Genomic DNA, 25,567 nt, shown 5'->3' with positions numbered 1-25,567 from the left:
GACTACGGCAAGCCGGGCAACTATTTCGGCCGCCAGGTCGAACGCTGGACCAAGCAGTACAAGCTGGCTGAAACCGAGCACATGGAATCGATGGAACGGCTGATCACGTTCCTGGCCGGTAGCCTGCCCGAACAGACCCGCACCAGCGTGGTCCACGGCGACTACCGCATCGACAACATGATCTGGGCCAAGACCGAGCCCAAGGTGCTGGCCGTGCTCGACTGGGAGCTTTCGACCCTGGGCGATCCCCTGGCCGATTTCACCTATGTCGCAATGGCCTGGGTGACTGACAATGGCGGGCGCAGCGGCGTGCAGGATCTCGATCGCAAGGCGCTTGGGATTCCGGAGCTGGAAGAGGTGGTCGAACGGTATTGTGCCGCCACCGGCCGCGACAGCGTGCCCGACATGAACTGGTACTTCGCCTACAACTTCTTCCGCCTTGCCGGCATCATGCAGGGCATCAAGAAGCGCGTGATCGACGGCACTGCCAGCTCGGCCCACGCCAAGGCGATGTCCGCTCGGGTCGATCCGCTGGCCGACAAGGCTTGGGAATTCGCGGTCAAGGCCGGCGCCTGAAGCCGATTGAACAGCAAGAACGGCGCGGCCGAGCCGGTTGGCGCGGCCGCGCTCGTGCCTGTCAGAATTTCCTGACCCAGCTCAGCGCCAGGCCCTGATCATCGGGCAGGGTGCTGTAGTGCCCCGGATCCTTGCGGTAGAACAGGCTGGCCATGGCCGCCCCGTCCCACAGCTGCCCGCGCCAGATCAGCTCCGCGTCGATCTCGCGCCCGGTCGGGCTGAGCGACAGGGTCCGGGCCGCGAAGGTCGGCGACAGCGTGACATAGGAATAGTCGACCGGCAGGTTAAGCGTGATCCCGCCGCTTTCGACCCGCAGCGGCTGCGCGATGCGCAGTCCCAGGCTATCACCGGGCGCAAAGACATCGTCCCGCCCGGCATCGAGCGCCCAAGCCGAGGTGATCAACCGCGATCCGGACACGACCGATCCGCCCGCGCGCGGCCAGGTGAGGCCGCTGCGCCACGCCGCGCCGAAATGCCAGCGCCCGCCCGCGTTCCAGCTGGTTCCGGCGTCGAGGAACAGACTGTCCGCGCCGCCCGGGCCGAATCCCTGGTGGAGAAGCGCGCCCATCACCGTGCGGTCTTCGCTGAGCCAGCTGGCCGAAAGCGAGGCGCTGCCCGCGCCGAGCTTGCGGTCGATTGCCACGCCGAAGCGCTGGGCGTGATCGCTGCGAGTGCGCTGGGTGATAGAGTTTGCATCGCGCACCGGCGCGCCGCTGATTGCCGAGCCGTTTTCCGCCGAGAAGCTGAGGCCCCAAGGCCCGAACGCGCGGCGCACGGCGACGCTCACTTCGCCTTCCTGGCCAAACCCCAGATCGTCGAGCGGCGCGCGCGCGATCAGGTAGGAAGGAATGCGGCGGCCCTGTAACTGCGCGACCAGGCCATCGGAACCCTGGGCAAGGCCGAATGCGGCGGCGGCATCGGGGGCGATCCGCATGGCGACGCGCGCGGCCAGCACGCGGGCCATTTCGGTGTCGCTGCGCGACAGGTGGAGCGCGCCGCTCCAGGCCAGATGCTGCGCCTGGCCCCGGTCATCGAGCGTGAAGGCGAGCGAAAGCTGCTGGTTGCCAAGGCTGACGCTGCGGGTTTCAGCGGCAAGGGCGTTGACCAGCTTCGGTGCCACTCGCGCGCTGCGCAGGCCCGAACCAAGATCGAGCCGATAGGCGCGCTGGTAGCTGTCGAGCACCACGGCCGAAAGCCCGCCTGACCGCGCGGCCGCGTCGCCCATCGGGGCTGAGGTCACCAAAGTGGTGTCGCCAATCGGCATCAGGCTCGTACTGCCCGCCAGGCTGGTCGTCCCCTGCGGCGCGAAGGCGGCAGTGATGTTGAGCACGCCCCGGCCATAGACCGGGTCGGTCCCGACCGCGCCGGCATCGCTGGCGGTGCGCAGCAAGAGGTCGACCACTTGCGGAGCAGTCAGGTTGGGAAAGGCCTCGCGCAGCAGCGCAATCGCGCCGGCCACCTGCGGCGCGGAAAAGCTGGTGCCCGAAAAGACATAGACCGACCTGGTTCCATCGGCGTTGGTGATGGTCTTGAGCACGCCGTTTTCATAGACGCAGCACACCTTGTCGCCGCGAGCGGTGACGTACCAGTCGGCCGAACCGCCCGCGCGGTTGCTGAAGCTGGAAATGGTATCGGTCGAATCGACCGAGCCGACGATGATCACCGCGCCATTGCCGGCCGCCTGCAGCCCGGTGGCGAAGGGATCCGGGTTGTTGGGGTCCTTCGACGGATCGGTTGAAGCCCCGTCGTTCCCGGCCGAAACCACCACCACGACCCCGGCGGCGGTGGCATTGGCAACGGCACTGCGCAGCGTGGCGTTGGGGGCTGATCCGCCAAGCGAAAGGTTGATCACCTTGGCCCCGGCGGCCGTGGCCGCATTGATCCCGGCGGCGATGTCGTTGTCGAAGAACGAGCAACCGCTGTCCGGCACGGCCGGATCGTAGGTCGCGCAGCTGCCCGGATCGTCGGCGCGGAACATGGCGATGGTGGCGGACCAGGCGATGCCCAGGATCCCGGTGTTATCGCGGGCCGCCGCCGCGACCATCGCCACATTGGTGCCGTGATCATCGTCCGGATTGGTCAGCGAACGGGTGCCGGCGACATCCTTCGAGGCTGATGAAAGCCGCCCGCTGAATTCCGGGCTCGTCTGGTCGATACCGGAATCGACAATTCCGATCGTAACGCCCTGGCCGCTATGCCCCCCGGCCCAGGCGGTGATGGCGCCGTGCTGAGCCGGTCCGGTCGAGCGGTTGTACTCCGTGGTCAGGAAGGTGGAGGTCGGTGTGGCCGTCGGGGTTGGCGTCGGCGTGGGGGTTGGCGTCGGGGTGGGCGTGGGGGTTGACGTGGGGGTCGGCGTCGGCGTGCTGCCAACAGACCCTCCGCCGCACCCGGCTACCAGCGCCAGCGAGAGCAGTGCCGCGCCCATGTGCCAGCGCGCCTGCAGCAGAAATGCACCCTTCATCGCCTGCGCCCCTTTGTAAGCCCGCGATTCCAATAATTTGCGCTGCGGGCTCTGCCTTTCCTTGGTAATTAGATTGCCACGAAGAAGGTTAATCCGGAATTTCTTTCCATCTCCGTTCACCGCAAACGCTTGCTCCGCACGCGGGCAGGCGATAGGCGCGGCTCGCGCTGTTTTTGCCCGGAGATGCCAGAATGACCGCCCAACTTGCCGCCGCGATCGAAGCCGCCTGGGACGCCCGCGATGGCGTGACCCCCGCCAGCGCCGACGTGCGCGAAGTGGTGGAGGCCGCGCTCGAACTGCTCGACAGCGGCAAGGCCCGCGTCGCCGAGCCCGATGGCCAGGGCGGCTGGCAGGTCAACCAGTGGCTCAAGAAGGCCGTGCTGCTCTCGTTCCGCCTCAACGACAACGTCGTGATCCCGAACGGCGCCGCCGGCGCGCCCGCGTTCGACAAGGTGCCCTCGAAGTTCGAAGGCTGGGGCGAAAACCGTTTCCGCGAAGCCGGTTTCCGCGTGGTGCCGGGGGCAGTTGCCCGCCGCGGTTCGTTCATCGGCAAGGGCGTGATCCTGATGCCGAGCTTCGTCAACATCGGCGCACATGTCGGTGAAGGCACGATGGTCGACACCTGGGCCACGGTCGGTTCCTGCGCGCAGATCGGCAAGGGCGTTCATCTGTCGGGCGGCGTTGGCATCGGCGGCGTGCTCGAACCGCTGCAGGCGGGGCCGGTGGTGATCGAGGACAACTGCTTCATCGGCGCACGCAGCGAAGTGGTCGAAGGCGTGCGGGTCTGCGAAGGCGCGGTGCTGTCGATGGGTGTCTACCTTGGCGCCTCGACCAAGATCGTCGACCGTGCGACCGGCGAGGTTCATGTCGGCACGGTGCCGCCCTATGCGGTGGTCGTCCCCGGTTCGATGCCGGGCAAGCCGCTGCCCGACGGCACGCCGGGTCCGTCGCTCTACTGCGCGGTGATCGTCAAGACGGTCGATGCGCAGACCCGCGCCAAGACCGCGATCAACGACCTGCTGCGCGACTGACCGGCGCCGTGGCGCAGCTCTTCGCCCAGTTCATCATCGCAGCAGCGATGGTGGTGCTGTGCGTGGCGATCCACGGCTTTGGGCTGTTCGGCCTCAACCGGGCGGTGCGCACCGAAGCAGCGATCGAGCGGATCCAGCGGATCGACCCGCTAAGCCCGCGCGGGGTATTCTTCACGCTGACCATCGTGATCGCGATGCTTGCGCTGCATGGGCTGGAAATCTGGCTGTTCACGCTGGTCTACCTGGTGACCGGCGCGATCAACAATCTTGAAGCGGCGCTGTATTTCTCGACGATCAGCTATTCGACCGTCGGTTATAACGACACCCACGTGGTTTCCGACTGGCGCCTGCTCGGCGCCTTCGAGAGCATCCTGGGCGTGTTCCTGCTCGGCTGGTCGACGGCCTTCTTCTTCAAGATGCTGGGCCGGATCGACCCGCATTGATTCCATTGCGCCATTCGCCTCCGCGCATGGCTGGCGGGCCGGTGCCGCTAGGTCAGGCCCGATGGCCTGACCGCACCAGTTAAAACGCTACCGGGCTTTCCTGCGGAGGATCGGCCCGGTGCGCGGCGGCATAGGCCTCGCATTCGCGCAGCACGCGCAGGATATTACCGCTGGCCAGCTTTTCGAGATCCTGCTGGCTATAGCCGCGCCGCGCGAGTTCGACGAACAGCGCCGGATAGCCCGAGACGTCCGACATGCCATCGACAGTCGTCTCGATCCCGTCAAAATCGCCGCCCAGCCCGACATGGTCGATGCCCACGCGCTTCACCACGTAGTCGACATGGTCGGCCACGTCCGCAACGCTCGTGCGCGGCATCGGGTTGGCCTTTTCCCAATCGGCCAGCGCCGCCTTTGCGGCTGCCGGGTTGCCGGGGTTCAGCGACTTGAGCCGCGCTTCTTCGGCGCTGCGCGCGGCGTTCCACTGGCGCACCCGCTCATTCACGTAGGAAGGATAGGCATCGATCATCACGATCCCGCCATTGGTCTTGAGCCGATCGAGCACCGCATCCGACACGTTGCGGGGCGAACCGTTGATGCCCAGCGCGCCCGAATGGCTGAAGATCACCGGCGCATGGGCGACATCGAGCGCGTCCAGCATGGTCGCCTCGCTGGTATGGCTCAGATCGACCAGCATGCCGAGCCGCTGCATTTCCTTGATCACCTGCACGCCAAACGGGGTCAGCCCGTCGTTCTTGGGCGCATCGGTGGCGCTGTCGGCCCAGCTGATGTTCTTGAAATGAGTGATCGTCATGTAGCGTGCGCCCAGTTCGTACATCTGGCGCAGCACACCCAGCGATCCGGCGATCGAATGGCCGCCCTCCATGCCCAGGAACGAGGCGATCTTGCCTTGCTTCATCGCCTTTACCGCGCAGTCGGCGGTGGTGCACAGCACCATGTCGGCAGGATATTTCGCGATCAGCCGCTTGGTCACGTCGATCTGCTCCAGCGTCGCGACCACCGCTTGCGGCTCGGGCAGGTTGGCCGAGACATAGACCGACCAGAACTGCGCCCCGACATGGCCCTGGCGCAGCCGCTTGAGGTCGGTCTGCATCGGACCGAGTCCGGCAGCGGGATCGGCGGTGCCCGTCGTGTCGGTGAAATCGAAGCCTTCGAGCACGTCCTTGCGCCGGTCGCGCAGCTGTTCGGGAACGTCGTTGTGCCCGTCGAACACGGGGGCAGCCTTGAGCGCGGCCGCGGCCACCTGCTCGGGCGTGGGGGCCGGCTTGGCGTGGACCGGTGCGGCAAAGGCAAGGCACAGGGCGGTCGAGATCAGCAAGGCACGGCGCATGGGCGGAAATTCCGTTGGTTGTTCGATGATAGCCCAGCCTAGCGAGGTCTGCCGCGCGCGAACAGGGGGCAAAGGCACCTGCTTGTCATGGGTGCTGCGCTGTGCTGGATGGCGGGGATGGAACTGCTTGCCGATCCCGTCACCCTTGCGCTCGCGGTCGTGGCGGTATTCCTGCTGGGCCTCGCCAAGGGCGGCTTTTCAGGCCTTGGCGCACTGGCGACGCCGCTGCTCGCGCTGGCCCTGCCGCCGGTCACCGCCGCCGCGATCCTGCTGCCGGTGCTGCTGGTGCAGGATGTGGTCAGCGTCTGGTCCTTTCGCCACAGCTGGGACAAGTGGATCATCGGCTGGATGCTGCCGGGTGCGGCGCTGGGCGTCGCAATCGCCGCAGGCATGGCTGCGCTGATCCCCGAAGACCGTTTCCTGCTGGTGCTGGGCGTGGTGACGTTCGGCTTTGGGCTGTACCGGCTGTGGATCGAGCGCGGCGGGCGGATCGTCGCGGCCTCAACCTCGCCGGGCTGGGTCGGCATGCTGTTCGGCGTGGCCAGCGGCTTTACCAGCCAGGTCGCCCACGCGGGCGGGCCGCCGTTCCAGATGTGGGTTACCCCGCGCCGCCTGCCGCACCAGACATTCGTCGGCACCTCTTCGATCCTGTTCGCGGCAATCAACTGGCTGAAAGTGCCCAGCTACATCCTGCTCGGATCGTTCACGCAGCAGGTGTTGGCCGCCGCCGCCGCGCTGATCCCGCTGGCGATAGCGAGCACCTTTGCCGGGATCTGGCTGATCCGGCGGATGGACGCGGGCCGTTTCTATACCCTCGTCTACCTGCTGATGGTGGCTCTGGGCGCGCGCCTGATCTGGCAGGGCCTAGTTTAGTTCGGCCACCAGGGCGCGGGCATTCTTTGCGAGTGCAGCCGAATCCATCGCCGCCGCGCGATTGGCGACCGAGGCGGCCGAGCGGCAGAACCGTTCGGGCGAGCGCTGGTTGGAGAACTCGTTATAGAGCTTGGTCTGGTGCCGGTCGAAGCCCTTGCCATAGCGGCGTTCTTCGGCAGCATAGGCCCGCGCCAGCAGCGTCTTGTGGCGGCTCACAACACGGGCATACGCCGGTGCCACATTGGTGCGTCCCCTGCCGCGGCAGGTCAGGGCCGCAACGTTCAGGCCGGCACGCAGGTGCCAGACGGCTTCGGCGGGCTCTGCGGGGATCGTGGTATCGGAGCGCGCCGGGGCCGGCCGTCCGGCCTCGGCGCGCGGGGCCGGCGCATGGCTGCAGCCCGCCAGCAGCGCGGCCGCTGCGGCGGCGATGAATATTCTTTTCGGCATGGCGCGATCCCTCCGGAGCGGGCCCTGGGCGGCCGGGCGTGCCGCTACAAGCCGCCTACCACCGGGATGCGCCGGATCGCGCCGAAGTTGCGGCGAATGCCGTCTCCGCGTTTCAGCGGCTCATCGACGCGAAGCCAGGAACCCCTTGATAAGCAGGCTCACCGCCGCAACCATTGCGATGGAAAGCACGACCAGCAGGATCGAAATCAGGTACTCCTGCCAGGGTGCGGCACTGTGTCCGGCAGCCGTCAGCGGCATTGTCTGCGCGCCTGCGCCCCAGACCCCGGCCAAGGTTACGGCGAGCCAGTTGGTCGTGGTGCCAAAGGCGAACAGGCGAAAAGCCCAGCGCGCCTGACCTTCGGGCAGGACCACGAACTTCCAGGCGGCCGCCACGGCCAGCAGCAGTGTGCCGTTCATCAGCCCTTCGAGGTGTCCGGCAAGTCCCATGCGCGGATTGGCGAAGCTGCCCGAGACGAAGCCGGTCAGCAAACCCAGCATCACCAGCACGGCCCCCAGCAGCGCCAGCCTGCGCGCGATCGTATCATTAAAGTCCATAAGTTCCCTCTCCTGCTGCTTACGTCAGTCCTCAGCGCCGGGCGTCATGTTGACCATCGTCCAGAAATGCGGCCCGCCCTTCGCGACGTCCCATTCGCTGCGGACGCCAAAGCCCAGTCGCTGGTAAAGTCCGACGTTTGACGGCGTGGCGGTTTCGAGCACCGCAGGCAGGCCCAGCCCGGCGGCTTCGGCAAGCCCGGTCCGGATCGTCAGCCCACCCAGCCCCTTGCCCTGGCAATCGGGCCTGACTCCGGCCATCTTGAGGTAGAACCAGCTCTCACCTTCGGGCAGGTGAGCATGGATGCCTGCATCGGTGCGCAGCGCGCGGCCCAGACCCAGACGGAAAATCGGCACGAAGCGCAGCGCGCCGGGATCCCACAGCGGCGTTTCGGCATGGATCTGGCCGGGTGGGCGCCACAGCGTGACCGCCTCGGCACCGGGCGTGCCGAAAATCACGCCATTCTTCAGATGCTCGTCGAAGAACCAGCGCATCAGCATTGTGAGCCGCGCCGGGCGTACCGCCGGGTCGGGCAGCATGTATGCCATGGCCGGATCGTCCTGAAACGCGGCGGCTAGCGTCGTGATGGCCGCGTCGCGGTGGCTGGCGTCCAGCCGGATGATCGTCCTCTCCATGGCGCAAGTAATCCGCCGCCACGGCGGACTGGTCAAGCGGGCTTGCACCTGCCATGGCAGGGCGAGCGAAAGGAACTGGGATCATGTCGGGCGACGACGAAGACTATGTGTACGACGAGGACAGCGGCGAATGGATGCCCGCCTCGGAACTGGCGGCCAAGCGCGCCGCCGAAAGCGCGGTCGAAGTGCGCGACGCGGTGGGTAACCTGCTGGCGGACGGGGACTCTGTCACCCTGATCAAGGATCTGACGGTCAAGGGCGCGGGCCAGACGCTGAAGCAGGGCACCGTGATCCCCTCGATCAAGCTGACCGGCGATGCGCAGGAGATCGACTGCCGCTATCCCGGCATCAAGGGCCTGGTGCTGCGCGCGGAATTCGTCCGCAAGCGCTAGGGCAACCAAGCGATGCCGCGGATCGCCACGCTCACCCTCAATCCCGCGATCGATTCCGCCTGCGAGGCGGAAAAGGTGTTCCCGACCCACAAGATCCGCACCTTCGGCGAACGCTACGATCCGGGCGGCGGCGGAATCAACGTGGCGCGGGTGCTGGCGCGGCTCGGCAGCAAGGTCGAGGTGGTCTACCTCTCGGGCGGGGCAACGGGCGCGCTGCTTGACGAGTTGCTGGTCGATGCCGGGATGCACAAGCACCGCATCGCGATCCACGACCACACCCGGATGAGCCTCGCCGTGTTCGAGCGGGCAACCGGGCAGGAGTTCCGCTTCGTCCCCGAAGGCCCCTTGGTGAGCGAGGGCGAATGGCAGGCCGCACTGGCCGACAGTGCCGCACTAGATTGCGACTGGCTGGTCGCCTCGGGTTCGCTGCCGCGCGGGGTGCCGGATGACTTTTTTGCCCGCCTTGCCGCCGCCCTTGCCCCGCGCGGGGTGCGGCTTGCGCTCGACACGTCCGGCCCGGCGCTGAAGGCTGCGCTCGATGCCGGGGGGCTCGCGCTAGTCAAGCCGAGCCAGGGCGAGTTCGAGGCGCTGACCGGGCAGACCTTCGCCAGTCCCACAGAGATTGGCGAGGCGGCACAGGCCATGGTGCGCGCGGGCAAGGCGGCGATGATCGCCGTCACGCTCGGCCACGAAGGCGCGGTGCTGGCCCACGCGGACGGGGTAGAGATCCGCCCCGGCGCCAAGGTCGAAGTGCGCAGCGCGACGGGAGCGGGAGACAGCTTCGTGGCCGGCATGGTTCACGCCCTGTCCGGCGGCGCGGCGGCGGCCGAGGCGCTGCGCTGGGGCATGGCCTGCGGCACGGCGGCGGTGCTCAATCCCGGCACGGGCCTTGCCCATGTCCCCGATATCGAGCGGATGCTGGCGCTGTTCGCCTAGGCGGGGTTGGCGCGCCGCGCCGGGCCGAGCAGGAAGGCGATGAAGGCGAGGGTGAACAGCGCGTCCCCGGCCAGGATTGCCCCGGTTCCGGGCAAGGCGCGGCCCGCCAGCACTTCGGGCAGCATCAGCGCCACGACGCCGATCTTGCCCGCCACCCCGGTCCACAGCACCGGGGCGAGGCGCTGCGGCGCGGCGGCGACCATCGCATAGATCAGGCCATAGCAGGTGACGAACAGGGCGATCACCCGGTCGGCCACGGCGCCGCCGGCAAGCAGGCCCGGTACCCCGACGAGCAGGTTGTAGGCGGCCGCAGCGCCCAGCATCCAGCGCCATCCTTTCGCAATCATGTTCCCATCCCCTTCCGTCTAGTTCTGCATCCGCAAACAGCGATCGAGATTGTCGAGCACCGCTGCCACCTCGCCGGGGGCCAACGTGACGGGTTCGTAGCCGTCAAGGCCCTCTACCCGCAGCGTGGTCGTGGTCCGCAGTGCCGCCGTTTCCGGTTCCTTCAGCACGTGGTTGCCCATCACGTCATGCGCGCCGTTCACGAAGTCGGCGTTCCAGTCGGTCACGATCCGCTGCACTGTGCCATCGCGCAGCACCAGCACGATGGTGACCTGCTGGGGCAGGGTCGCGACGGACTTGCTCACGCTGATGAACCGGCCGGTTCCATCGAGCACCGACAGCATGAGCCCGGCGTTGTTGTCCTTGTCCGGGATTCCGGCCGAGCAGAACCCGGGCGCGTAGACGATTCGCCACCGGCCGGACGAGCCCCACATCTGCAAATCGCCCGGATTGGCGCGGGCGGGCGCGGCCGCGATCAGCGGGAAAAGCGCGGTTGTCAGCAGCGCCGCGCCAAGGGCCAGTCGCCGGATGCACGCCTGCACCGTCCCGCGCATCGCTGCCCCCCCGCCCTAGCCCGGATTGGTCTCGAAGCCGGGAATATCGCCCAGGTCGACCCAGTGCTGGCGGCTGCGCGTCCACACCTGCACCTGCGGGTTGAAGGAAGCGGTATCGTCCAGCGTCCCCGCCTTGACGAAGACCAGCCCCGGCGCGCTGGCGACGCGACTGAACAGCGGCGATCCGCAATTGCCGCAGAACTGGCGCAGCACCGCGCCGCCGCTGTCGCCGTGATCCTCATAGGTCTTCGGCTCGCCCGATACGGTCAGCGCTGCCTCGGGCACACCCGCGATCATCGACCAGGCGCTGCCCGCCTGGCGCTGGCAATTCTTGCAATGGCACACCGCCTGCATCAGCGGTTCGGCCGCGATTGAATACCGCACCGCGCCGCACAGGCAGCCGCCGGTCAGGGGGGTAGTCATGGGCTTGCTCTCCTTAGACCGAAAGGGTGCGGCAAGCCGCCCCTTCGGTCAAGCCGGGCGGACTAGTCGTGCTCGCGTCCACCCGCACCGATATAGAGTTCGCCCCCGCCCTCCCGGAACTTCTCGCTCATCTCGGCCATGCCCTTTTCGGCATCTTCGGCGGCAACGAAGGTCTCGACCGGCTGGTTCTGCTTCGCCGCAAAATCGCGCACTTCCTGGCTGATCTTCATCGAACAGAACTTCGGCCCGCACATCGAGCAGAAGTGCGCGGACTTGGCGCCTTCGGCCGGCAGGGTCTGGTCGTGGTATTGTTCCGCCGTGTCGGGATCGAGGCTAAGGTTGAACTGGTCGCGCCAGCGGAATTCGAACCGCGCCTTCGACAGCGCATCATCGCGGACCTGTGCCGCCGGGTGGCCCTTGGCCAGATCGGCCGCGTGGGCGGCAAGCTTGTAGGTGACCACGCCGACCTTCACGTCATCGCGGTCGGGCAGGCCGAGGTGTTCCTTGGGCGTGACGTAGCAGAGCATTGCCGTGCCGTACCAGCCGATCTGCGCCGCGCCGATGCCGCTGGTGATGTGGTCGTAACCCGGCGCGATGTCGGTGACGAGCGGCCCGAGGGTGTAGAACGGGGCTTCGCCGCAGGCTTCGAGCTGCTTGGTCATGTTCTCGCGGATCTTGTGCATCGGCACGTGGCCGGGGCCTTCGATCATCACCTGCACGTCTTCGGCCCAAGCACGCTTGGTCAGTTCGCCGAGCGTGTAGAGTTCGGCGAACTGCGCCTCGTCATTCGCGTCATAGATCGAGCCGGGGCGCAGGCCGTCGCCCAGCGAATAGGCGACGTCATAGGCCTTCATGATCTCGGTAATCTCGTCGAAGCGTTCGTAGAGGAACGATTCCTTGTGATGCGCGAGGCACCACTTGGCCATGATCGAGCCGCCGCGCGACACGATCCCGGTCATCCGCCTGGCGGCGAGCGGGATGTAGGGCAGACGCACGCCGGCGTGGATCGTGAAATAGTCGACGCCCTGTTCGGCCTGTTCGATCAGCGTGTCACGGAACACTTCCCAGGTCAGTTCCTCGGCAATGCCGCCAACCTTTTCCAGCGCCTGGTAGATCGGCACCGTGCCAATCGGCACCGGGCTGTTGCGCAGGATCCATTCGCGGGTGTCGTGAATGTTGCGCCCGGTGGAGAGGTCCATCACGGTGTCCGCGCCCCAGCGGATCGACCAGACCATCTTGTCGACTTCGCTGGCGACGTCGGAAGCGACGGCGGAGTTGCCGATGTTCGCGTTGATCTTGACCAGGAAATTGCGGCCGATTGCCATCGGTTCGCTTTCCGGGTGATTGATGTTGCTGGGAATGATCGCCCGACCGCGCGCCACTTCATCGCGGACGAATTCGGGGGTCATGTAATCGGGGATCGAAGCGCCCCAGTCCTGCCCGTCGCGCTTGTATTCGCGCAGCATTTCGCGCCCCAGGTTTTCGCGCGTGGCGACATATTCCATTTCCGGGGTGATGATGCCGCGGCGGGCATAGTGCATCTGGCTGACGTTATGGCCAGCCTTGGCGCGCAGTGGGCGGGTGACGACCTTGGGAAACGGCGGGACGCCGCCCGAGCGGTCCGGGCCGAGCTGGCCGTTGTCTTCGGGCTTGATGGCGCGGCCCTGGTATTCCTCCACGTCGCCGCGGCCCACGATCCAGTCGCGGCGCAGCGGGGCAAGCCCGGCGGCGATGTCGATCGTGACCGAGGGATCGGTGTAGGGGCCAGAGGTGTCATAGACGCGCACCGGCGGTTCGCCGCTGGTGGGTTCAAGGTGAATTTCGCGCATGGCGACGCCCAGCGGGCCGACATGAATCTTCTTCGAGCCCCGGATCGGGCCGGTGGTCACGCCGATTTCCAGCTTGGAATTTATGTCGGCCATATGCGCTCCTTCGGTGGGCGCAGGGTGGGCGTGGGTGCAAGACCGGCCACTCCCTCCGCCCGTGCTAACGGGTTCAGGTTCAACGGGTCGGAGGATGCGAAGCCTCCCTCTCAGCGCACGCGCGCTCCCCGGGGATGGCGTGGTGATAGACGCTGCGGGGGCTTGCGTCTAGGGCGCTGGGATGACCATGCTCTATCGCTGCGACGCCCCGGCCGCCGCCATCGCCAAGGCGTTTGGCGCGCGCGCCGGGGATGATCCCTGGGCGGGCGGTCACGTGGCGCCGGGCGGCTTTGCCCCGGTGGTGACGGCAGGGCGCGAGTTCGTGGCGGGGGCACGGTTGGAGCGCCAGCCGCGCCGCCTGATCCCGCGCCTGTGGGGCGTGCCGCCGCCGCCGTCCGCCGGTGATCCGGGCCGCGCGGTTCATTCGGTGCGCAATCCTGACAGCCCGTTCTGGATCGGGAACTTGCGCAACAGCGAGTTCCGCTGCCTCGTTCCCGCCACGGCCTTCATGGAATGGGGCAAAGGCGTCGATGCCGAGGGCAAGCGCCGCCAGCACTGGTTCGCCTGCGCCGATCAGTCGCTGTTCGCGCTTGCCGGGGTGTGGAAGGACAGCGAGGTGGCGAGCTTCGCCCTGCTCACCTGCGAACCCAACGCCGCCCTGCGCGCGGCGGGGCGCGATGCGATGCCGGCGATCCTGCCCGCTGATCCAAAGGCGCAGGACCTGTGGCTGCGCGGCAGCTGGGCCGAGGCCAAGGCGCTGCTCGCGCCTTACCCCTCGTCACTGATGCTGGAGCGTTAGTGGAACCGAGCCGCGCCCGCGACCGACAGACCCAGGCCCAGCAGTACGGTCGACATCGCCCAGCCGCGGTGCATGTGGCTCAGGCTGCGCAGCCAGAACTGGGTGTAGATGTCGCAGAAGCCGAGGATCGCCAGCGCCTCGATCATCATTGCGCCGCCCATCGCCTTCAGGATGCAAGCCAGTACGTCGCTCGGGAACCAGGGGTTGGCGAGGTAGACCACCGCGCCGACCAGCAGTTCCAGCATCCCGCAGACGAACTGCAGCGCGGGCGAGCGTTCCACTTCCTCGATCATGGTGCGCCAGATGCCGGGCTTGCGGATTGCCCCGACCCCCGCGAACAGCGCCGACAGCCCCAGCAGCAACGCCGACCATGCGGTCACGTCAAACGTCGTATCCATCAAATCCTCCAACCCTTTGGTTCTCCCCGAGGGTTCTGTTTGGGCAAGAGGATGGGCGGGCGCGCAGCGCTTGTCCAGAGGCCATTGATGGACGCTGGACATTAATCGATCGCTTAAACATACTCCCCCCAAAGCCCGGTAAGCGGGCAGGGGAGAGAATCGGATATGGCAACGGCTTCGCAGCTGCCGCGCGTGTGCATCATCGGTGCGGGATGTTCTGGCTTCACCACCGCCAAGCGGCTGAAGGACTATGGCATTCCCTTCGATATCTATGAAGCTTCGGACGATATCGGCGGCACCTGGTACTACAACAATCCCAACGGCATGTCGGCCTGTTACCAGAGCCTGCACATCGACACCTCGAAGTGGCGCCTCGCGTTCGAGGACTATCCCGTTCCTGCCGAATGGCCGGACTATCCGCACCATTCGCAGCTGCTGCAGTACTTCCACGATTACGTCGATCACTTCGGCCTGCGTCAGCACATCCGCTTCAACACGCGGGTCGAGGATGCGACCCGCAAGCCCGGTGGCGGCTGGACCATCACGCTCTCGACCGGCGAGGTGAAGGACTATGACGCGCTGGCCGTGGCCAACGGCCACCACTGGGCCGCGCGCATCCCCGAATATCCCGGCCACTTCGACGGCGCGCAGATCCATTCGCACCAGTATCGCACCCCGTTCGAGCCGGTGAACTGTATCGGCAAGCGGGTGCTGGTGGTCGGCATGGGCAACAGCGCGATGGACGTGGCGAGCGAACTGTCGCAGCGCCCGATGGCCCAGCGCCTGTTCGTTTCTACCCGCCGGGGCGTCTGGATCTTCCCCAAGTATTATCAAGGCCAGCCGCTCGACAAGAACCCGGCCCCGGCCTGGATGCCCAAGGCCCTGCGCCAGTGGCTGGGGGCGCGGATGGTCAAGAAGCTGGTCGGCAAGATGAGCGACTATGGCCTGCCCGAGCCCGAAATCGGTCCGTTCGAAAGCCACGGCACCGTCTCGGGCGAATTCCTTGTCCGCGCGGGTTCTGGCGACATTGCGATGAAGCCCGGGATCGAGCGGCTCGATGGCAAGCACGTGATCTTCAGCGATGGCACGAGCGAGGAAATCGACGTGATCATCTGGGCAACGGGCTATGACATCAGCTTCCCGTTCTTCAAGGATCCGGCCTTCACGGCGGATTCGGACAACCGCCCGCCGCCGCTGTACAAGCGCATCATCCAGCCGGGCGTGCCGGACCTGTTCTACATGGGCCTCGCCCAGCCGCTGCCCACGCTGGTGAACTTCGCCGAACAGCAGTCCAAGCTGGTCGCGGCCTATCTCGCGGGCGAATATGCCCTGCCCGGCGATGACGAAATGCGCCGGATCATCACCGCCGACGAGGACTATTACACCGGTCAGTATTACGCCGCGCGGCGGCATACCATCCAGCTCGATTTCGACCACTATGTCCGCGCGTTGAAGAAGGAACTGGCGAAGGGCGCGGCCCGCGCCAAGGCCATCGGCAATCGCCTGCCGGTTCCCGCCCGCCAGCTTGAGGAGGCCTGATCATGGCAACTGCTGCAACCCGTCCGCTCAATCCCTTCGATGTCAGCCAGGATGCGCTCTATGTCGAGGATACCTGGCGCGAACCCTTCGCCCGGTTGCGCGCCGAAATGCCGCTCTCGTGGCGCGAGGAAAGCCCGTTCGGCTCTTATTGGTCGGCGGTGACGCACGATCTGGTGCAGGAAGTGGAACTGCGCCACGATGTGTTCTCCTCGCGCTGGGATCTGGGCAACATCACCATTGCCGAGGCCGTCAACGGCGAGGGCTTCCCCAACTTCATCGCGCAGGATCCGCCGATCCACACCGCCCAGCGCAAGGTGATCGCCCCGGCCTTTTCGCCCAGCCAGATGCTCAAGCTGGACAAACTCGTGCGCGAGCGCACCAAGATGATCATCGACGATCTGCCGGTGGGCGAAACGTTCGACTGGGTGGAACGCGTCTCGATCCCGCAGACGCTGGGGATGCTTTGCATCCTGTTCGACATGCCGTTCGAGGAATGGCGCGATATCAAGCGCTGGTCGGACTGGGGCAGCGGCGTTTCGGCCGAAAACCTCAACGACGAATACCGCGCTGAGTTCCTCAACCAGATGGGCCAGATGCTCGCCCGCTTCGACCGCGAACTGGAAGACCGCCGGGCCAAGCCGCCGACCGACGACCTGCTCAGCCGCATGGTCCATTCCGAGGCGATGGGCCACATGGAGCCGATGGAGCGGATTGCCAACATCGCGCTGCTGATCGTTGGCGGGAACGACACCACCCGCAATTCGATGTCCGCGCTGGTCGAGGCATTCGACAAGTATCCTGACCAGCTCGAACGGCTGCGCGCCGATCCCTCGCTGATCCCCAATGCGGCGCAGGAAATCATCCGCTGGCAGTCGCCCGTCACCCATATGCGCCGCACCGCGCTGGAAGACACCGAGCTTGGCGGGCAGACCATCCGCAAGGGCGAGAAGGTGGTGATGTGGTACATCAGCGCCAACCGCGACGAAAAGGTGTTCCCCGATGCCGAGCGCTTTGATGTCGGCCGCGACAATGCCCGCCGCCACGTGGCTTTTGGTCATGGCATCCACCGCTGCGTCGGCGCGAAGCTGGCGGAAAACCAGCTGGCCCACGTGATCGGCGAGATCGTCTCGCGCAAGATCCGCCTCGTGCCGCAGGCCGCGCCGACGCGCCTTGCCAGCCCGTTCCTCCATGGCTTCACCTCGATGCCGGTCAGGATCGAACAGGATTGAACCGATGAGCGCATGGAACACGCTGCTGGTCGAGCAGGAAGGGCCGATCCTGTGGGTGCGGATTAACCGGCCCGAGGTGATGAACGCCTATACCAACGAAATGGGCAGCGAACTGGTTCGCGCCTTCGGCATGGCGGATAGCGACGATAGCATCGGTGTGGTCGTGCTCACCGCGACGGGCCGCGTGTTCTGTGCCGGGGCCGACGTTTCGGCGGGCGCGGGCGCGTTCGACACCGAAAGCGGCGAGGGCGCGAAGAACTTTGGCGCGCGCGCTGACGGGGCGCGGGTGGACAGCAATTTCATCAAGGCGATGATGAATTGCCGCAAGCCCTCGCTGGTTGCCTTCAACGGTTCGGCGGCGGGCGTAGGCCTGACGCTGACCCTGCCCTGCGATATCCGCATCGCGGCCGACAACGCGCGCTTCGGCTGCGTCTTCACCCGGCGCGGGCTGGTGCCCGAGGCGGGTTCCGCCTGGTTCCTGCCGCGGCTGGTGGGTCTGGCGACTTCGCTCAAGTGGTGCATGACCGGCGCGCTGGTTCCGGCCAGCGAAGCCTTGGCGGCAGGGCTCGTCACCGAGACCGTTCCCGCCGATCAGGTCGAGGCGCGGGCGCGCGAACTGGCGCTGGAAATCGCCAGCAATTGTTCGCCCGTGGCGCTGGCGCTGACCCGGCGGATGCTGTGGCACTTCTCGGCCGAGGCCGGGCCGCAGGGCGCGCTGTCGGTCGATGCCGCGCTCAACATCGCGCTGGGGGCGAAGGGCGATGTCCACGAAGGCGTGGCAGCGTTCCTCGAAAAGCGGCAGCCGGCCTTCCCGCTCAAGGTCAGCGCCGATATGCCCGCCACGCCGTGGTGGCCAGAGGATCCAACCGGGGGATATGGGGACACCAAGTAATGGTCTATGAACTCTACGGCGCGCTGGGTTCGCCCTATTCGATGAAGCTGCGTGCGCTGCTGCGCTATCGCCGCTTGCCGCACATCTGGCGCGACGGGGCGGCCACGCGCGAGGCGCTGGCCCAGGTCCGCGCGCCGGTGATTCCGGTGCTGCGCTATCCCGACGGGCATTACGATAACGATTCGACCCCGGTGATCTACGATCTGGAAGCCCGCCACGCCGAGCGGCGCGTGGTCCCGGACGATCCGGCCCAGGCCTTTATCGCCCACCTGCTCGAAGACTTCGCCGACGAATGGCTGACCAAGGCGATGTTCGGCTACCGCTGGCTTGAAGAGGTCGACCAGATCCAGATGAGCCGCTGGCTGGCGTTCGACAACATGAAGGGCGGCGGGCTGGAGCGCAGCCAGGCCTTTGCCGCCCAGTTCCGCGATCGGCAGGTCTCGCGCATGGCGCTGGTTGGCTGCACGCGTGAGAATTTTCCGCTGATCGAGGCGAGCACCTTTGCCGTGCTGGACGCGCTCGAACAGCATGTGGTGAACCGTCACTGCCTGTTCGGCACCCGGCCCAGCATGGCGGAGTTCGGCATTTTCGGGCAGCTGTCGCAGCTTGGCACCGATCCCACGCCGCAGGCGATGATGCGCGCGCGCTATCCCTATGCCTATCGCTGGCTGGCCCACATCGACGACATGAGCGGGGTCGACGGCGAGTGGGAAGCCGGGTTTGCGCCGGTGGTGGCAGAACTGGTGCGGATCGCGGGCGAGGTTTATGCCCCGTTCCTCCTCGCCAATGCGCAGGCGCTGGAGGACGGCGCGGAAACCTTTGCCATGGAGGCAATGGGACTGCCCTATCGGCAGGGGACCTTCAAGTATCAGGCCAAGTGCCTGCGCGAGCTGCGCCACCGTTATCGTGCGCTTGAACCCGCCGCGCGGGCCGATGCCGATGCCGTGCTGACTCCGGCCTGGCTGGCGCTGCTTCAGGCCAGCTGAGCAGCCGTGGCCAGGCTTGCACGCTAGAAACTATAGGACAGGCCGACCATGCCAAAGCCCTGATGTGCGCTGCCCGCGTCGCGCACGATCGGGCTGTCGGCGAACTGGCCCAGCAACCGCTTGTAGCTGACGAGGCTGAACAGCCCCAGGCCCGCGCGCGGATCGCCGCCAAGATCACGGGTATAGAGCAACGCGGCGCTGGCGCTTTTCCAGCCGCCGCCGCTGGTCGCATAGGCCGGCAGCGCGCCCGGTGCGGCCGATGGCGCCACATCGAAATAGGTCCGGGCAAAGCCGCTGCCGACATGATCGGCCGAAAGGCTGATCCGCGCATAGGCGCGCTGCGATACGGGGGCCGCATAGCTCAGCGAAGGGGTGATGATGGTGCTGTCGTGCGCGCCGGCCACATCGCGCAGCACGGTCACGTCGAAGCTGAGGCGGTCGGGCGGAAACAGCACGCCGCGCCGCCCCACCCCGGCAACCAGTCCCACTTCGACGCCAGTGTCGCGCTTGCCCAGGGCAGCGACGCGCGGGTCCTTGATGTCGCCGGTCCGCTCAAGCCGCAGCTGGACAACCGGACCGAACGCGAAGGTGGTGCGCTGGCCGCGAGGATCGGCGATGAAATCGGAATAGAGGTTGAGGCCGCGCATCTGCACCTCAACGTCGCCGATCCTGCCCTGCAACAGGCCACCGGGCACCAGGCGGTATTCGTCGGCGCCTTCGTAATCGCTGCTGACCCCCAGGCCGAGCCCGACCGTAAAGCGATCGCTGCCGCCGCGCGCCTGCGCCGGGGCCGCTTCCGCAATTTCGGGGCGTTGGGCATGGGCCGGGCTGACGCCGCTGGCCAGAGCGATAAAGCTTATGATGCCGACAATCCTGGCGGGTGCAATCACAGGTCATCCTTCCAATACGGCCCCCACCGCCCGCTGGGCATATAGGCGCGGCCCGGGCCCGCGCAAGTCAGGGCGTTCAGCCTCGCGACAGGCGGCGCAGTTGAAAGAGCGAGCATTAACGGGCAAAAGGGGACGATGAAGCCAGCGGCGCGGCAGCCGCGGCAAAAACCGATCCCGAGCAGGAGCGAAGCATGTCGAAGTTGGGCAATTGGACTCTTGGATGGAGCGCGTTGGCGCTGATGTCGGGCCTGGGCCTTGGCCTGGTCCCGGCTGCAGCCGATGCCGCCAGCCAGCCGGAGAACATCCTGCCCGCGCCGCAGCCCACGCCTGCCGCGCCGCCGGTACCGGCGCCAGCCACCCCGACTGTTCCCGCAGCGCCGGCCACGTCCGATGCGACCGCCACCGCGCCAGCGGCGCAGGCTCCGGCTCCGGTGCAGACGCTGGCAGACCTTGAACCGGTGATGAGCTGGAGTCTGGCCGATGCCCAGGCGCTGCTCGCTGTGATCCAGGGGATCGATGCCGAAGGGCTGCTGCCCACTGACTATCAGCCCGATGCCCTCAAGGCGGCGATTGCTGCCGGCGAGGGCCCCGCGCTCGATGCCCAGGCCAGCCGGTCCTTCGCCTGGCTGATCGAGGACATGCGCGATGGCCGCACCCGCATGGATTCGCGCCTGCAGTGGTTCGTCATCGATACCGACGTCGATACGAACCCGACCAAGGCGGTGATGGAGCAGGCGCTTGCCTCGCACGATATCGCGGGGGCGATTGCCGCGCTTGCGCCAACCCATCCCGATTACCTGGTGCTCAAGAAAAAGCTCGCCGCGACGCCCAAGGCGGACAAGGCCACGCGCAGCCTGATCCGCGTGAACATGGATCGCTGGCGCTGGCTGCCGCGCGACCTTGGCAAGTACTACCTGTTCACCAACGTGCCCGAATACCAGCTGCGCCTGACAGTCGATAACACGATCATCCGCTCCTACCGCACCATCGTCGGCAAGCCGGGGCGCACCGCGACGCCGCAGCTTGCCGAAGTGGTCGAAGGCGTGATCTTCAACCCGACCTGGACCGTGCCGCAGTCGATCGTGGTGGGCGAAGGGATGGGCGCGCGCCTTTACGGCAATCCCAAGCAGGCCGCGCGCGAAGGCTACAAGGTGACCAAGGCCGCCGACGGCACGATCTATGTCGTCCAGCAGCCGGGGCCGAACAATTCGCTTGGCCGGCTCAAGCTCGACATGCCGAACGAGCATGCGATCTTCCTGCACGACACCAACGCGCGCGGGTTGTTCAACCAGCCCAACCGCGCGCTTAGCCATGGCTGCGTGCGCACCGAAAACGCGGTACAGCTGGGCATGACCATGGCCCGCCTCGGCGGCGGCGTGCCGACTAGCGAAACTCAGGCGATCGCCAATTCGGGCACCTATACCCGGGTCCCGATGACCAAGACTTTCCCGATCTATATCATGTACTTCACCTATGCGACCGACATCACGGGCAAGCTGGTGACGTTCAAGGATATCTATGGTCGGGATGGCGCGGTCCAGGCTGCCTTTGCCGCCCCGCGCCAGCCGTGGGACGGCAAGCGCAAGTCGAGCGAAGAGATCATCCAGCTCGATAATCCGCTCTAAGAAAAGGACCGATCAGATCGGCTTGGCCTGCACCCCAGTGCAGGCATCAAGCTGCGCGGCTTCGACTGGCGTAAGGGCCTGGCCTTGCGGCAGCCAGGCGCGGACCAAGGCCGCTTCCTTGCCCTTCATTTCGATGCGCACGATCAAGCCGCGGGCCGGGTCGATCAATTCGTCGGGCGGGGCAAAGGTGCCTTCGGTGCTGACGCGGAACAGCATCGGCCCATCGGGGATGTGCTGTCCGAGGCACAGGAACAGCTCGGCTTCCTCGCGCGGGGCGCGTGCTTCGAAAACCTTGGCCTTGCCGTCGAGCTCGGCCGCAAAGGCGTGGCTGCGCTTCCACCAGTTTGCCCCAACCAGCACCGGCACAAGCGCGATTAGCGCGATGGCAATCGTTCGGACCTTGATGGTCAAACCTCGCCGATGCGATCGGCAAACAGCAGGCGTCCGCCCGAGAGGTGCCACAGCGCCTCGTTGAACTGCTCCGGACCCATCGCGAAGCAGCCTTCGCTGCGGCCCAGCTTGCCCTGCTTGGCGATCATGCTGGCATCGGCATACCAGGCCGGATGCATCACGATCGCGCGGTCGAGCGCGTTCGAATTGTCCTCGTCCAGTCCGAGCAGGCGAATCGAGGTGCCGTACTTGCCGGTGTACCACTCAGCGGTGAGATAGGCCCCGCGCGAAGTCGCCTCGGACCCGACGGTGTTCGAAAAGCCTTGCAGGAACCCGCTGTGCATCGGATCGGAGCCACGCCCGTGAGCGACATAGAACGAGCGCACCGTGCCCGCTTCCATGTTGGCGAAGTGGAGTCGCGGGAGGGTGGACGGGCGCGCGAAATCGGCCACGCCGACAATATCGGTGCGCCACAGCCGGCTACCGGCGCGGTCCCGTTCGCGCGCGGCGATTTCGAGCACGCGGCGGATATAGGCGGGGTTGGGTTCGTCTACCGTCGGCAGCGCGGGCGCGGCGGGTTGGACAGGGGCGGCAGTTGCCGGTCCGAACGCCTGTTCGAACTGATCGTCCAGCGATTGCGCGCCAGACGATTGGGCAAAGGCGCGACCAGGCAGCGCCAGGGCAGCCCCGGCGGCCAGCGCACCGCGCATCAGATCACGACGATTGACAGCCCCAGTCATGCTGCTGTGGATAACATCGAAAAAGCCGAGTCGCCAAGCCCCTAAGCGGCGGAAACGCGCGCGCTTGCGCCAAGTCGTGCAAGGGCGTCGCCGTCCATTCGCATCACGGTCCAGTCGTCCATCGCGCGGGCGCCAAGTGCCTGGTAAAATCCGATCGCGGGCGAATTCCAGTCGAGCACCGACCATTCGAGCCGCGCGCAGTCGCGTTCCACTGCCAGGCTGGCCAGATGCGCGAGCAGCGCCTTGCCGAGCCCGCTGCCGCGTGCGTTGGGCCGCACGAACAGATCTTCCAGATAGATCCCGGGACGCCCCTCGAAGGTCGAGAAATTGTGGAAGAACAGGGCAAAGCCCATCGCCAGGCCGTCAATCTCGCCGATCACGACTTCGGCATAGGGGCGCGGCCCGAACAGCTTTTCGCGGAGCACTGCTGCGTCGAAGCGGACTTCATGGGCCAGCTTTTCGTACTCGGCAAGGTCGCGGATCAGCTCGCAGATCAGGGGCAGGTCGGCCGTGGTGGCGGGGCGAATGGCAAGTGTCATGACTTCTTCCTTCCGGCCAGTTGCGGCCACAAGATTCCCAGGGCCAACCCCGCCATCACGAGGGCGAAGGCAGCCAGTTTCCATACCGGCATCGCCTCGCCCATCAGCAGGGCCGATGCGCCGAGGCCGAAAACCGGGACCAGCAGAGCGAGCGGCGCCACGCTGGCAGCAGGATGGCGCGAAAGCAACCAGCCCCATGCCCCATAACCGAACATTGTGTTGCCGACCGACTGCCACAGCACTGCCGCCCAGGTCTTGCCGTCGGCTGCGGCGATGCCGGTACTGATCCGCGGCCAGCCCTCGGTCAGCAGCGACAGGCCAAGCAATGGCGGCACGGCAAACAGGCTCGACCAGACGACATAGGCCAGCATGTTGACCGGCCCCGCCGCGCGCGAGGTCATATTGCCCAGCGCCCAGCACAGCGCAGCGCCAACCACCAGGATCAGACCCAGCGGGGTCGCGCTGCCATCGGTGTGCAGCGCGATCACCGCCAGCCCGGCGACCGCCAGCAAGAGCGCGGCGATCTGGTAGTGCGCGACTTTCTCTCCGGTCAGGCGCATCGACAGCCCGATCGTGAAGAACACCTGCACCTGCACGACCAGCGAGGCGAGACCCGGGGTAATGTCGCTGCGCATCGCGGTGAACAGCAGGCCGAACTGCCCCGCCCCGATCAGCACACCGTAAGTCGCAAGGTTGGTCCAGGAAACCGCCGGGCGCTTGATGAACAGGGCGAGCGGCAGGAAGGCGAAGGTAAAGCGCAGCGCGGCGAGCGTCAGCGGAGGCAGGTGGGCCAGGGCGAGCTTGATGACGACGAAATTGGTGCCCCAGACCGCCATCACCGCCAGCGCCAATGCGAGGTGCAGCGGCGGCAGGTTGTGGCGGGGCGCGGTGCTCATGCGCCGCCCTTAGCGGCCAAACCCGCGCCTGCCAAATCCGCTTCGATCAGTGGCGGATCACCATCCGGTCGCCCTGCAGCTCCACCTTGCCAAGACGGCGCAGCAGGCTTTGCCCTAGCAGATTGGTGGCAAGGTCCTTGACCACCACGGCCTCGACATCCCGGAAGCTGGAATCGCCGATCGTCACTTCGTCGATCACGACCGGCGCGGCGTAACCGACCCCCGATGCCGTCTGCATGATCGGCTGGAATGCGTCCTCGCCGGGCAACAGGCCCAGTTCCTCGGCGTCAGCCTCGGTCAGGGCAACCAGGTCGGCGCCGGTATCGACCAGAAAGCGCGTGTCGCTGCCGTTGACGCCCACGGTGATGTGGAACTGGCCGCTGGCATCGCGTTTCAGCACCATCGCGCCGGGCGTGTCCCCAGCTGCGCCGGGCTTCGCCCTGACGGCGTGCTTTGACGCGGCCGCGGGCGCGGAATCGGGACGCGGCGCCACGATCAGGGCAAGCGCGCCCATCGCCGCAATGGCGGTGAAAGCCAGGGCAAGCAACCGGTACATGCCACCCCGAATAGCACCGGGGTCTTACTCAATTACGAAGACGCGGCCTCGATTTCCGCGGCCTTTGCCTCGACCAGCGCCACAATATGGTCGAGCATTTCGGCGCTTTCGACATGGTGGTCGGTCACGCCCGAAAGGTAGACCATGTGCTTGCCGTTGCCGCCGCCGGTCACACCGATATCGGTTTCGCGCGCTTCGCCGGGGCCATTGACCACGCAGCCCAGCACCGAGAGCGAAAGCGGGGTCTTGATGTGGCTGAGCCGGTCTTCGAGCGCGGCGACGGTGCGGATCACGTCGAACCCCTGGCGGGCGCAGCTGGGGCAGGAAACCACTCGCACGCCGCGAGTGCGCAGACCGAGCGATTTCAGGATTTCAAAGCCGACGCGAACTTCCTCTTCCGGCTCGGCCGAAAGCGAGACGCGGATCGTGTCGCCGACCCCGGCCCACAGCAGGTTGCCGATGCCGATCGCGCTTTTCACCGTGCCGCCGATCAGCCCGCCGGCCTCGGTAATGCCAAGGTGCAGCGGGCAATCGACCGCTTCGGCGAGGCCCATGTAGGCGGCGACCGCGAGGAACACATCGCTGGCCTTCACCGCTACCTTGTATTCGTGGAAGTCGTGGTCCTGCAGCAGCTTGATGTGATCGAGCGCAGATTCCACCAGCGCCTCGGGGCAGGGCTCGCCGTATTTTTCGAGCAGGTCCTTCTCAAGGCTCCCGGCGTTGACGCCGATGCGGATCGCGCAGCCGTTGGCCTTGGCGGCGCGGACCACTTCGGCCACGCGGTCGGACGAGCCGATGTTGCCGGGATTGATCCGCAGGCAGGCCGCGCCCGCATCGGCCGCTTCGAGCGCGCGCTTGTAGTGGAAATGGATGTCCGCGATCAGCGGCACCCGCGCAGCCTTGGCGATCTGGCGGAAGGCGGCGGTGCTCGCCTCGTCCGGGCAGGACACGCGGATCAGGTCGGCCCCGGCATCCTCGCAGCGGCGGATCTGGTTGATCGTGGCGACCGGATCGCTGGTCAGCGTGTTGGTCATGGTCTGGACCGTGATCGGCGCATCGCCGCCCACGGGAACATTGCCAACCATGATCTGGCGCGATTTGCGGCGCGCGATATCGCGCCAGGGACGGATCGAGGACATGGACGGGGAT

The 25,567-nt window shown here is 66.6% G+C and carries 29 protein-coding genes and 1 riboswitch; of the genes, 12 read left to right on the top strand and 17 right to left on the bottom strand.

Annotated features, from left to right (window positions below; genetic code table 11):
- On the top strand, positions 1-576 hold a 576-nt coding region (locus tag ACE3SN_RS05960; RefSeq protein WP_374528417.1), incomplete at its 5' end, for a phosphotransferase family protein.
- Between the two features lie 61 nt (positions 577-637).
- Here the strand turns inward: ACE3SN_RS05960 and ACE3SN_RS05955 are convergent.
- Positions 638-3,037, bottom strand: a complete 2,400-nt coding sequence (locus ACE3SN_RS05955) for a S8 family peptidase (protein WP_374528415.1) — start codon at positions 3,035-3,037, stop codon at positions 638-640.
- A 191-nt stretch (positions 3,038-3,228) separates the two neighbouring features.
- Between ACE3SN_RS05955 and dapD the strand changes: the two genes are divergently transcribed.
- A complete protein-coding gene (gene dapD, locus ACE3SN_RS05950; protein WP_374528413.1) occupies positions 3,229-4,068 on the top strand; it encodes a 2,3,4,5-tetrahydropyridine-2,6-dicarboxylate N-succinyltransferase in 840 nt (279 codons plus the stop codon).
- 8 nt (positions 4,069-4,076) lie between these two features.
- Entirely contained in the window at positions 4,077-4,511 is a 435-nt protein-coding gene (locus tag ACE3SN_RS05945) for an ion channel (protein WP_374528411.1), read from the top strand.
- A gap of 79 nt (positions 4,512-4,590) precedes the next feature.
- Here ACE3SN_RS05945 and ACE3SN_RS05940 read toward each other — a convergent pair whose 3' ends face one another.
- On the bottom strand, positions 4,591-5,859 hold the full coding sequence (locus ACE3SN_RS05940) for a dipeptidase (protein WP_374528409.1): 1,269 nt from the start codon (positions 5,857-5,859) through the stop codon (positions 4,591-4,593).
- An 87-nt stretch (positions 5,860-5,946) separates the two neighbouring features.
- Between ACE3SN_RS05940 and ACE3SN_RS05935 the strand changes: the two genes are divergently transcribed.
- Positions 5,947-6,732 carry a sulfite exporter TauE/SafE family protein gene (locus ACE3SN_RS05935; RefSeq protein ID WP_374528407.1) on the top strand — a complete coding sequence of 262 codons (786 nt, stop codon included), beginning with the start codon at positions 5,947-5,949 and terminating at the stop codon, positions 6,730-6,732.
- Here the strand turns inward: ACE3SN_RS05935 and ACE3SN_RS05930 are convergent.
- From ACE3SN_RS05930 to ACE3SN_RS05920, 3 genes are all read right to left on the bottom strand, one after another.
- On the bottom strand, positions 6,724-7,179 hold the full coding sequence (locus tag ACE3SN_RS05930; RefSeq protein WP_374528406.1) for a hypothetical protein: 456 nt from the start codon (positions 7,177-7,179) through the stop codon (positions 6,724-6,726). The two genes, ACE3SN_RS05935 and ACE3SN_RS05930, sit on opposite strands and share 9 nt — an antisense overlap.
- A gap of 120 nt (positions 7,180-7,299) precedes the next feature.
- Complete coding sequence (locus ACE3SN_RS05925; protein ID WP_374528404.1) at positions 7,300-7,734, bottom strand: hypothetical protein; 435 nt, start codon at positions 7,732-7,734, stop codon at positions 7,300-7,302.
- Positions 7,735-7,758: 24 nt separating this feature from the next.
- A complete protein-coding gene (locus tag ACE3SN_RS05920) occupies positions 7,759-8,367 on the bottom strand; it encodes a GNAT family N-acetyltransferase (protein WP_374528402.1) in 609 nt (202 codons plus the stop codon).
- A gap of 83 nt (positions 8,368-8,450) precedes the next feature.
- Here ACE3SN_RS05920 and ACE3SN_RS05915 point away from each other — a divergent pair, with 83 nt between their 5' ends.
- Both ACE3SN_RS05915 and ACE3SN_RS05910 read left to right on the top strand, forming a co-directional pair.
- Positions 8,451-8,759, top strand: coding sequence for an alkylphosphonate utilization protein (locus ACE3SN_RS05915; protein ID WP_374528400.1), 309 nt, complete (start codon positions 8,451-8,453; stop codon positions 8,757-8,759).
- Between the two features lie 12 nt (positions 8,760-8,771).
- Positions 8,772-9,695: a 1-phosphofructokinase family hexose kinase gene (locus ACE3SN_RS05910; RefSeq protein WP_374528398.1), complete on the top strand. Its 924-nt coding sequence runs from the start codon at positions 8,772-8,774 to the stop codon at positions 9,693-9,695.
- Here the strand turns inward: ACE3SN_RS05910 and ACE3SN_RS05905 are convergent.
- From ACE3SN_RS05905 to thiC, 4 genes are all read right to left on the bottom strand, one after another.
- A complete protein-coding gene (locus ACE3SN_RS05905; RefSeq protein WP_374528396.1) occupies positions 9,692-10,042 on the bottom strand; it encodes a hypothetical protein in 351 nt (116 codons plus the stop codon). The genes ACE3SN_RS05910 and ACE3SN_RS05905 overlap by 4 nt on opposite strands.
- Before the next feature lie 18 nt (positions 10,043-10,060).
- A complete protein-coding gene (locus ACE3SN_RS05900; RefSeq protein WP_374528394.1) occupies positions 10,061-10,594 on the bottom strand; it encodes a hypothetical protein in 534 nt (177 codons plus the stop codon).
- 15 nt (positions 10,595-10,609) lie between these two features.
- Positions 10,610-11,017, bottom strand: a complete 408-nt coding sequence (locus tag ACE3SN_RS05895) for a GFA family protein (protein ID WP_374528392.1) — start codon at positions 11,015-11,017, stop codon at positions 10,610-10,612.
- A gap of 62 nt (positions 11,018-11,079) precedes the next feature.
- Positions 11,080-12,939, bottom strand: a complete 1,860-nt coding sequence (gene thiC / locus ACE3SN_RS05890; RefSeq protein WP_374528390.1) for a phosphomethylpyrimidine synthase ThiC — start codon at positions 12,937-12,939, stop codon at positions 11,080-11,082.
- A gap of 33 nt (positions 12,940-12,972) precedes the next feature.
- Positions 12,973-13,080, bottom strand: a riboswitch (TPP riboswitch).
- A gap of 40 nt (positions 13,081-13,120) precedes the next feature.
- Between thiC and ACE3SN_RS05885 the strand changes: the two genes are divergently transcribed.
- Positions 13,121-13,738, top strand: a complete 618-nt coding sequence (locus ACE3SN_RS05885) for an SOS response-associated peptidase family protein (protein WP_374528388.1) — start codon at positions 13,121-13,123, stop codon at positions 13,736-13,738.
- Here ACE3SN_RS05885 and ACE3SN_RS05880 read toward each other — a convergent pair.
- Complete coding sequence (locus ACE3SN_RS05880) at positions 13,735-14,136, bottom strand: hypothetical protein (RefSeq protein WP_374528387.1); 402 nt, start codon at positions 14,134-14,136, stop codon at positions 13,735-13,737. The two genes, ACE3SN_RS05885 and ACE3SN_RS05880, sit on opposite strands and share 4 nt — an antisense overlap.
- A 165-nt stretch (positions 14,137-14,301) precedes the next feature.
- Between ACE3SN_RS05880 and ACE3SN_RS05875 the strand changes: the two genes are divergently transcribed.
- Genes ACE3SN_RS05875 through ACE3SN_RS05860 form a run of 4 tightly spaced genes read left to right on the top strand, consistent with a single transcriptional unit; the run spans position 14,302 to position 18,782 of the window.
- Complete coding sequence (locus ACE3SN_RS05875; protein WP_374528385.1) at positions 14,302-15,675, top strand: flavin-containing monooxygenase; 1,374 nt, start codon at positions 14,302-14,304, stop codon at positions 15,673-15,675.
- Positions 15,676-15,677: 2 nt separating this feature from the next.
- Positions 15,678-16,904, top strand: a complete 1,227-nt coding sequence (locus tag ACE3SN_RS05870; protein ID WP_374528383.1) for a cytochrome P450 — start codon at positions 15,678-15,680, stop codon at positions 16,902-16,904.
- Between the two features lie 4 nt (positions 16,905-16,908).
- Positions 16,909-17,796, top strand: coding sequence for an enoyl-CoA hydratase-related protein (locus tag ACE3SN_RS05865; RefSeq protein WP_374528381.1), 888 nt, complete (start codon positions 16,909-16,911; stop codon positions 17,794-17,796).
- Positions 17,796-18,782 (top strand): glutathione S-transferase N-terminal domain-containing protein, encoded by a 987-nt coding sequence (locus tag ACE3SN_RS05860; RefSeq protein WP_374528379.1) that lies wholly within the window; start codon positions 17,796-17,798, stop codon positions 18,780-18,782. The genes ACE3SN_RS05865 and ACE3SN_RS05860 overlap by 1 nt, the downstream gene beginning before the upstream one ends.
- Positions 18,783-18,805: 23 nt before the next feature.
- Here ACE3SN_RS05860 and ACE3SN_RS05855 read toward each other — a convergent pair whose 3' ends face one another.
- The gene (locus ACE3SN_RS05855) at positions 18,806-19,672 is read right to left on the bottom strand and encodes a MipA/OmpV family protein (RefSeq protein ID WP_374528377.1); all 867 of its coding nucleotides are present in this window, start codon (positions 19,670-19,672) and stop codon (positions 18,806-18,808) included.
- 191 nt (positions 19,673-19,863) lie between these two features.
- Between ACE3SN_RS05855 and ACE3SN_RS05850 the strand changes: the two genes are divergently transcribed.
- Positions 19,864-21,297 (top strand): L,D-transpeptidase family protein, encoded by a 1,434-nt coding sequence (locus ACE3SN_RS05850; RefSeq protein ID WP_374528375.1) that lies wholly within the window; start codon positions 19,864-19,866, stop codon positions 21,295-21,297.
- 12 nt (positions 21,298-21,309) lie between these two features.
- On the opposite strand, the gene ACE3SN_RS05845 is transcribed toward ACE3SN_RS05850, so the two are convergent.
- The 6 genes from ACE3SN_RS05845 to ispG are packed head-to-tail and all read right to left on the bottom strand — an operon-like array spanning position 21,310 to position 25,557.
- Positions 21,310-21,708 carry a hypothetical protein gene (locus tag ACE3SN_RS05845; protein WP_374528374.1) on the bottom strand — a complete coding sequence of 133 codons (399 nt, stop codon included), beginning with the start codon at positions 21,706-21,708 and terminating at the stop codon, positions 21,310-21,312.
- Positions 21,705-22,427 (bottom strand): murein L,D-transpeptidase catalytic domain-containing protein, encoded by a 723-nt coding sequence (locus ACE3SN_RS05840; protein WP_374528372.1) that lies wholly within the window; start codon positions 22,425-22,427, stop codon positions 21,705-21,707. Before ACE3SN_RS05840 ends, ACE3SN_RS05845 begins: the two co-directional genes overlap by 4 nt.
- A 41-nt stretch (positions 22,428-22,468) precedes the next feature.
- On the bottom strand, positions 22,469-22,966 hold the full coding sequence (locus ACE3SN_RS05835) for an N-acetyltransferase family protein (protein WP_374528370.1): 498 nt from the start codon (positions 22,964-22,966) through the stop codon (positions 22,469-22,471).
- Complete coding sequence (locus ACE3SN_RS05830) at positions 22,963-23,862, bottom strand: EamA family transporter (RefSeq protein WP_374528368.1); 900 nt, start codon at positions 23,860-23,862, stop codon at positions 22,963-22,965. The genes ACE3SN_RS05835 and ACE3SN_RS05830 overlap by 4 nt, the downstream gene beginning before the upstream one ends.
- A gap of 46 nt (positions 23,863-23,908) precedes the next feature.
- Positions 23,909-24,418: a TIGR02281 family clan AA aspartic protease gene (locus tag ACE3SN_RS05825; RefSeq protein WP_374528367.1), complete on the bottom strand. Its 510-nt coding sequence runs from the start codon at positions 24,416-24,418 to the stop codon at positions 23,909-23,911.
- A gap of 32 nt (positions 24,419-24,450) precedes the next feature.
- A complete protein-coding gene (gene ispG, locus ACE3SN_RS05820; RefSeq protein WP_374528365.1) occupies positions 24,451-25,557 on the bottom strand; it encodes a flavodoxin-dependent (E)-4-hydroxy-3-methylbut-2-enyl-diphosphate synthase in 1,107 nt (368 codons plus the stop codon).
- Positions 25,558-25,567: the final 10 nt, after the last annotated feature.

The sequence above is a fragment of the Novosphingobium sp. genome (assembly GCF_041915465.1).
In the GTDB taxonomy this organism is placed as follows: domain Bacteria; phylum Pseudomonadota; class Alphaproteobacteria; order Sphingomonadales; family Sphingomonadaceae; genus Novosphingobium.
Note: the sequence above shows the minus strand (reverse complement) of the source record. Positions and strands in the feature narration are given on the sequence as shown.

Excerpts from the sequence above, each read along its gene's own strand:
- ACE3SN_RS05955 (WP_374528415.1), bottom strand. The coding sequence starts at position 3,037 with ATGAAGGGTGCATTTCTGCTGCAGGCGCGCTGGCACATGGGCGCGGCA.
- dapD (WP_374528413.1), top strand. The coding sequence starts at position 3,229 with ATGACCGCCCAACTTGCCGCCGCGATCGAAGCCGCCTGGGACGCCCGC.
- ACE3SN_RS05940 (WP_374528409.1), bottom strand. The coding sequence starts at position 5,859 with ATGCGCCGTGCCTTGCTGATCTCGACCGCCCTGTGCCTTGCCTTTGCC.
- ACE3SN_RS05935 (WP_374528407.1), top strand. The coding sequence starts at position 5,947 with ATGGGTGCTGCGCTGTGCTGGATGGCGGGGATGGAACTGCTTGCCGAT.
- ACE3SN_RS05930 (WP_374528406.1), bottom strand. The coding sequence starts at position 7,179 with ATGCCGAAAAGAATATTCATCGCCGCCGCAGCGGCCGCGCTGCTGGCG.
- ACE3SN_RS05925 (WP_374528404.1), bottom strand. The coding sequence starts at position 7,734 with ATGGACTTTAATGATACGATCGCGCGCAGGCTGGCGCTGCTGGGGGCC.
- ACE3SN_RS05920 (WP_374528402.1), bottom strand. The coding sequence starts at position 8,367 with ATGGAGAGGACGATCATCCGGCTGGACGCCAGCCACCGCGACGCGGCC.
- ACE3SN_RS05915 (WP_374528400.1), top strand. The coding sequence starts at position 8,451 with ATGTCGGGCGACGACGAAGACTATGTGTACGACGAGGACAGCGGCGAA.
- ACE3SN_RS05910 (WP_374528398.1), top strand. The coding sequence starts at position 8,772 with ATGCCGCGGATCGCCACGCTCACCCTCAATCCCGCGATCGATTCCGCC.
- ACE3SN_RS05905 (WP_374528396.1), bottom strand. The coding sequence starts at position 10,042 with ATGATTGCGAAAGGATGGCGCTGGATGCTGGGCGCTGCGGCCGCCTAC.
- ACE3SN_RS05900 (WP_374528394.1), bottom strand. The coding sequence starts at position 10,594 with ATGCGCGGGACGGTGCAGGCGTGCATCCGGCGACTGGCCCTTGGCGCG.
- ACE3SN_RS05895 (WP_374528392.1), bottom strand. The coding sequence starts at position 11,017 with ATGACTACCCCCCTGACCGGCGGCTGCCTGTGCGGCGCGGTGCGGTAT.
- thiC (WP_374528390.1), bottom strand. The coding sequence starts at position 12,939 with ATGGCCGACATAAATTCCAAGCTGGAAATCGGCGTGACCACCGGCCCG.
- ACE3SN_RS05885 (WP_374528388.1), top strand. The coding sequence starts at position 13,121 with ATGACCATGCTCTATCGCTGCGACGCCCCGGCCGCCGCCATCGCCAAG.
- ACE3SN_RS05880 (WP_374528387.1), bottom strand. The coding sequence starts at position 14,136 with ATGGATACGACGTTTGACGTGACCGCATGGTCGGCGTTGCTGCTGGGG.
- ACE3SN_RS05875 (WP_374528385.1), top strand. The coding sequence starts at position 14,302 with ATGGCAACGGCTTCGCAGCTGCCGCGCGTGTGCATCATCGGTGCGGGA.
- ACE3SN_RS05870 (WP_374528383.1), top strand. The coding sequence starts at position 15,678 with ATGGCAACTGCTGCAACCCGTCCGCTCAATCCCTTCGATGTCAGCCAG.
- ACE3SN_RS05865 (WP_374528381.1), top strand. The coding sequence starts at position 16,909 with ATGAGCGCATGGAACACGCTGCTGGTCGAGCAGGAAGGGCCGATCCTG.
- ACE3SN_RS05860 (WP_374528379.1), top strand. The coding sequence starts at position 17,796 with ATGGTCTATGAACTCTACGGCGCGCTGGGTTCGCCCTATTCGATGAAG.
- ACE3SN_RS05850 (WP_374528375.1), top strand. The coding sequence starts at position 19,864 with ATGTCGAAGTTGGGCAATTGGACTCTTGGATGGAGCGCGTTGGCGCTG.
- ACE3SN_RS05840 (WP_374528372.1), bottom strand. The coding sequence starts at position 22,427 with ATGACTGGGGCTGTCAATCGTCGTGATCTGATGCGCGGTGCGCTGGCC.
- ACE3SN_RS05835 (WP_374528370.1), bottom strand. The coding sequence starts at position 22,966 with ATGACACTTGCCATTCGCCCCGCCACCACGGCCGACCTGCCCCTGATC.
- ACE3SN_RS05830 (WP_374528368.1), bottom strand. The coding sequence starts at position 23,862 with ATGAGCACCGCGCCCCGCCACAACCTGCCGCCGCTGCACCTCGCATTG.
- ACE3SN_RS05825 (WP_374528367.1), bottom strand. The coding sequence starts at position 24,418 with ATGTACCGGTTGCTTGCCCTGGCTTTCACCGCCATTGCGGCGATGGGC.
- ispG (WP_374528365.1), bottom strand. The coding sequence starts at position 25,557 with ATGTCCTCGATCCGTCCCTGGCGCGATATCGCGCGCCGCAAATCGCGC.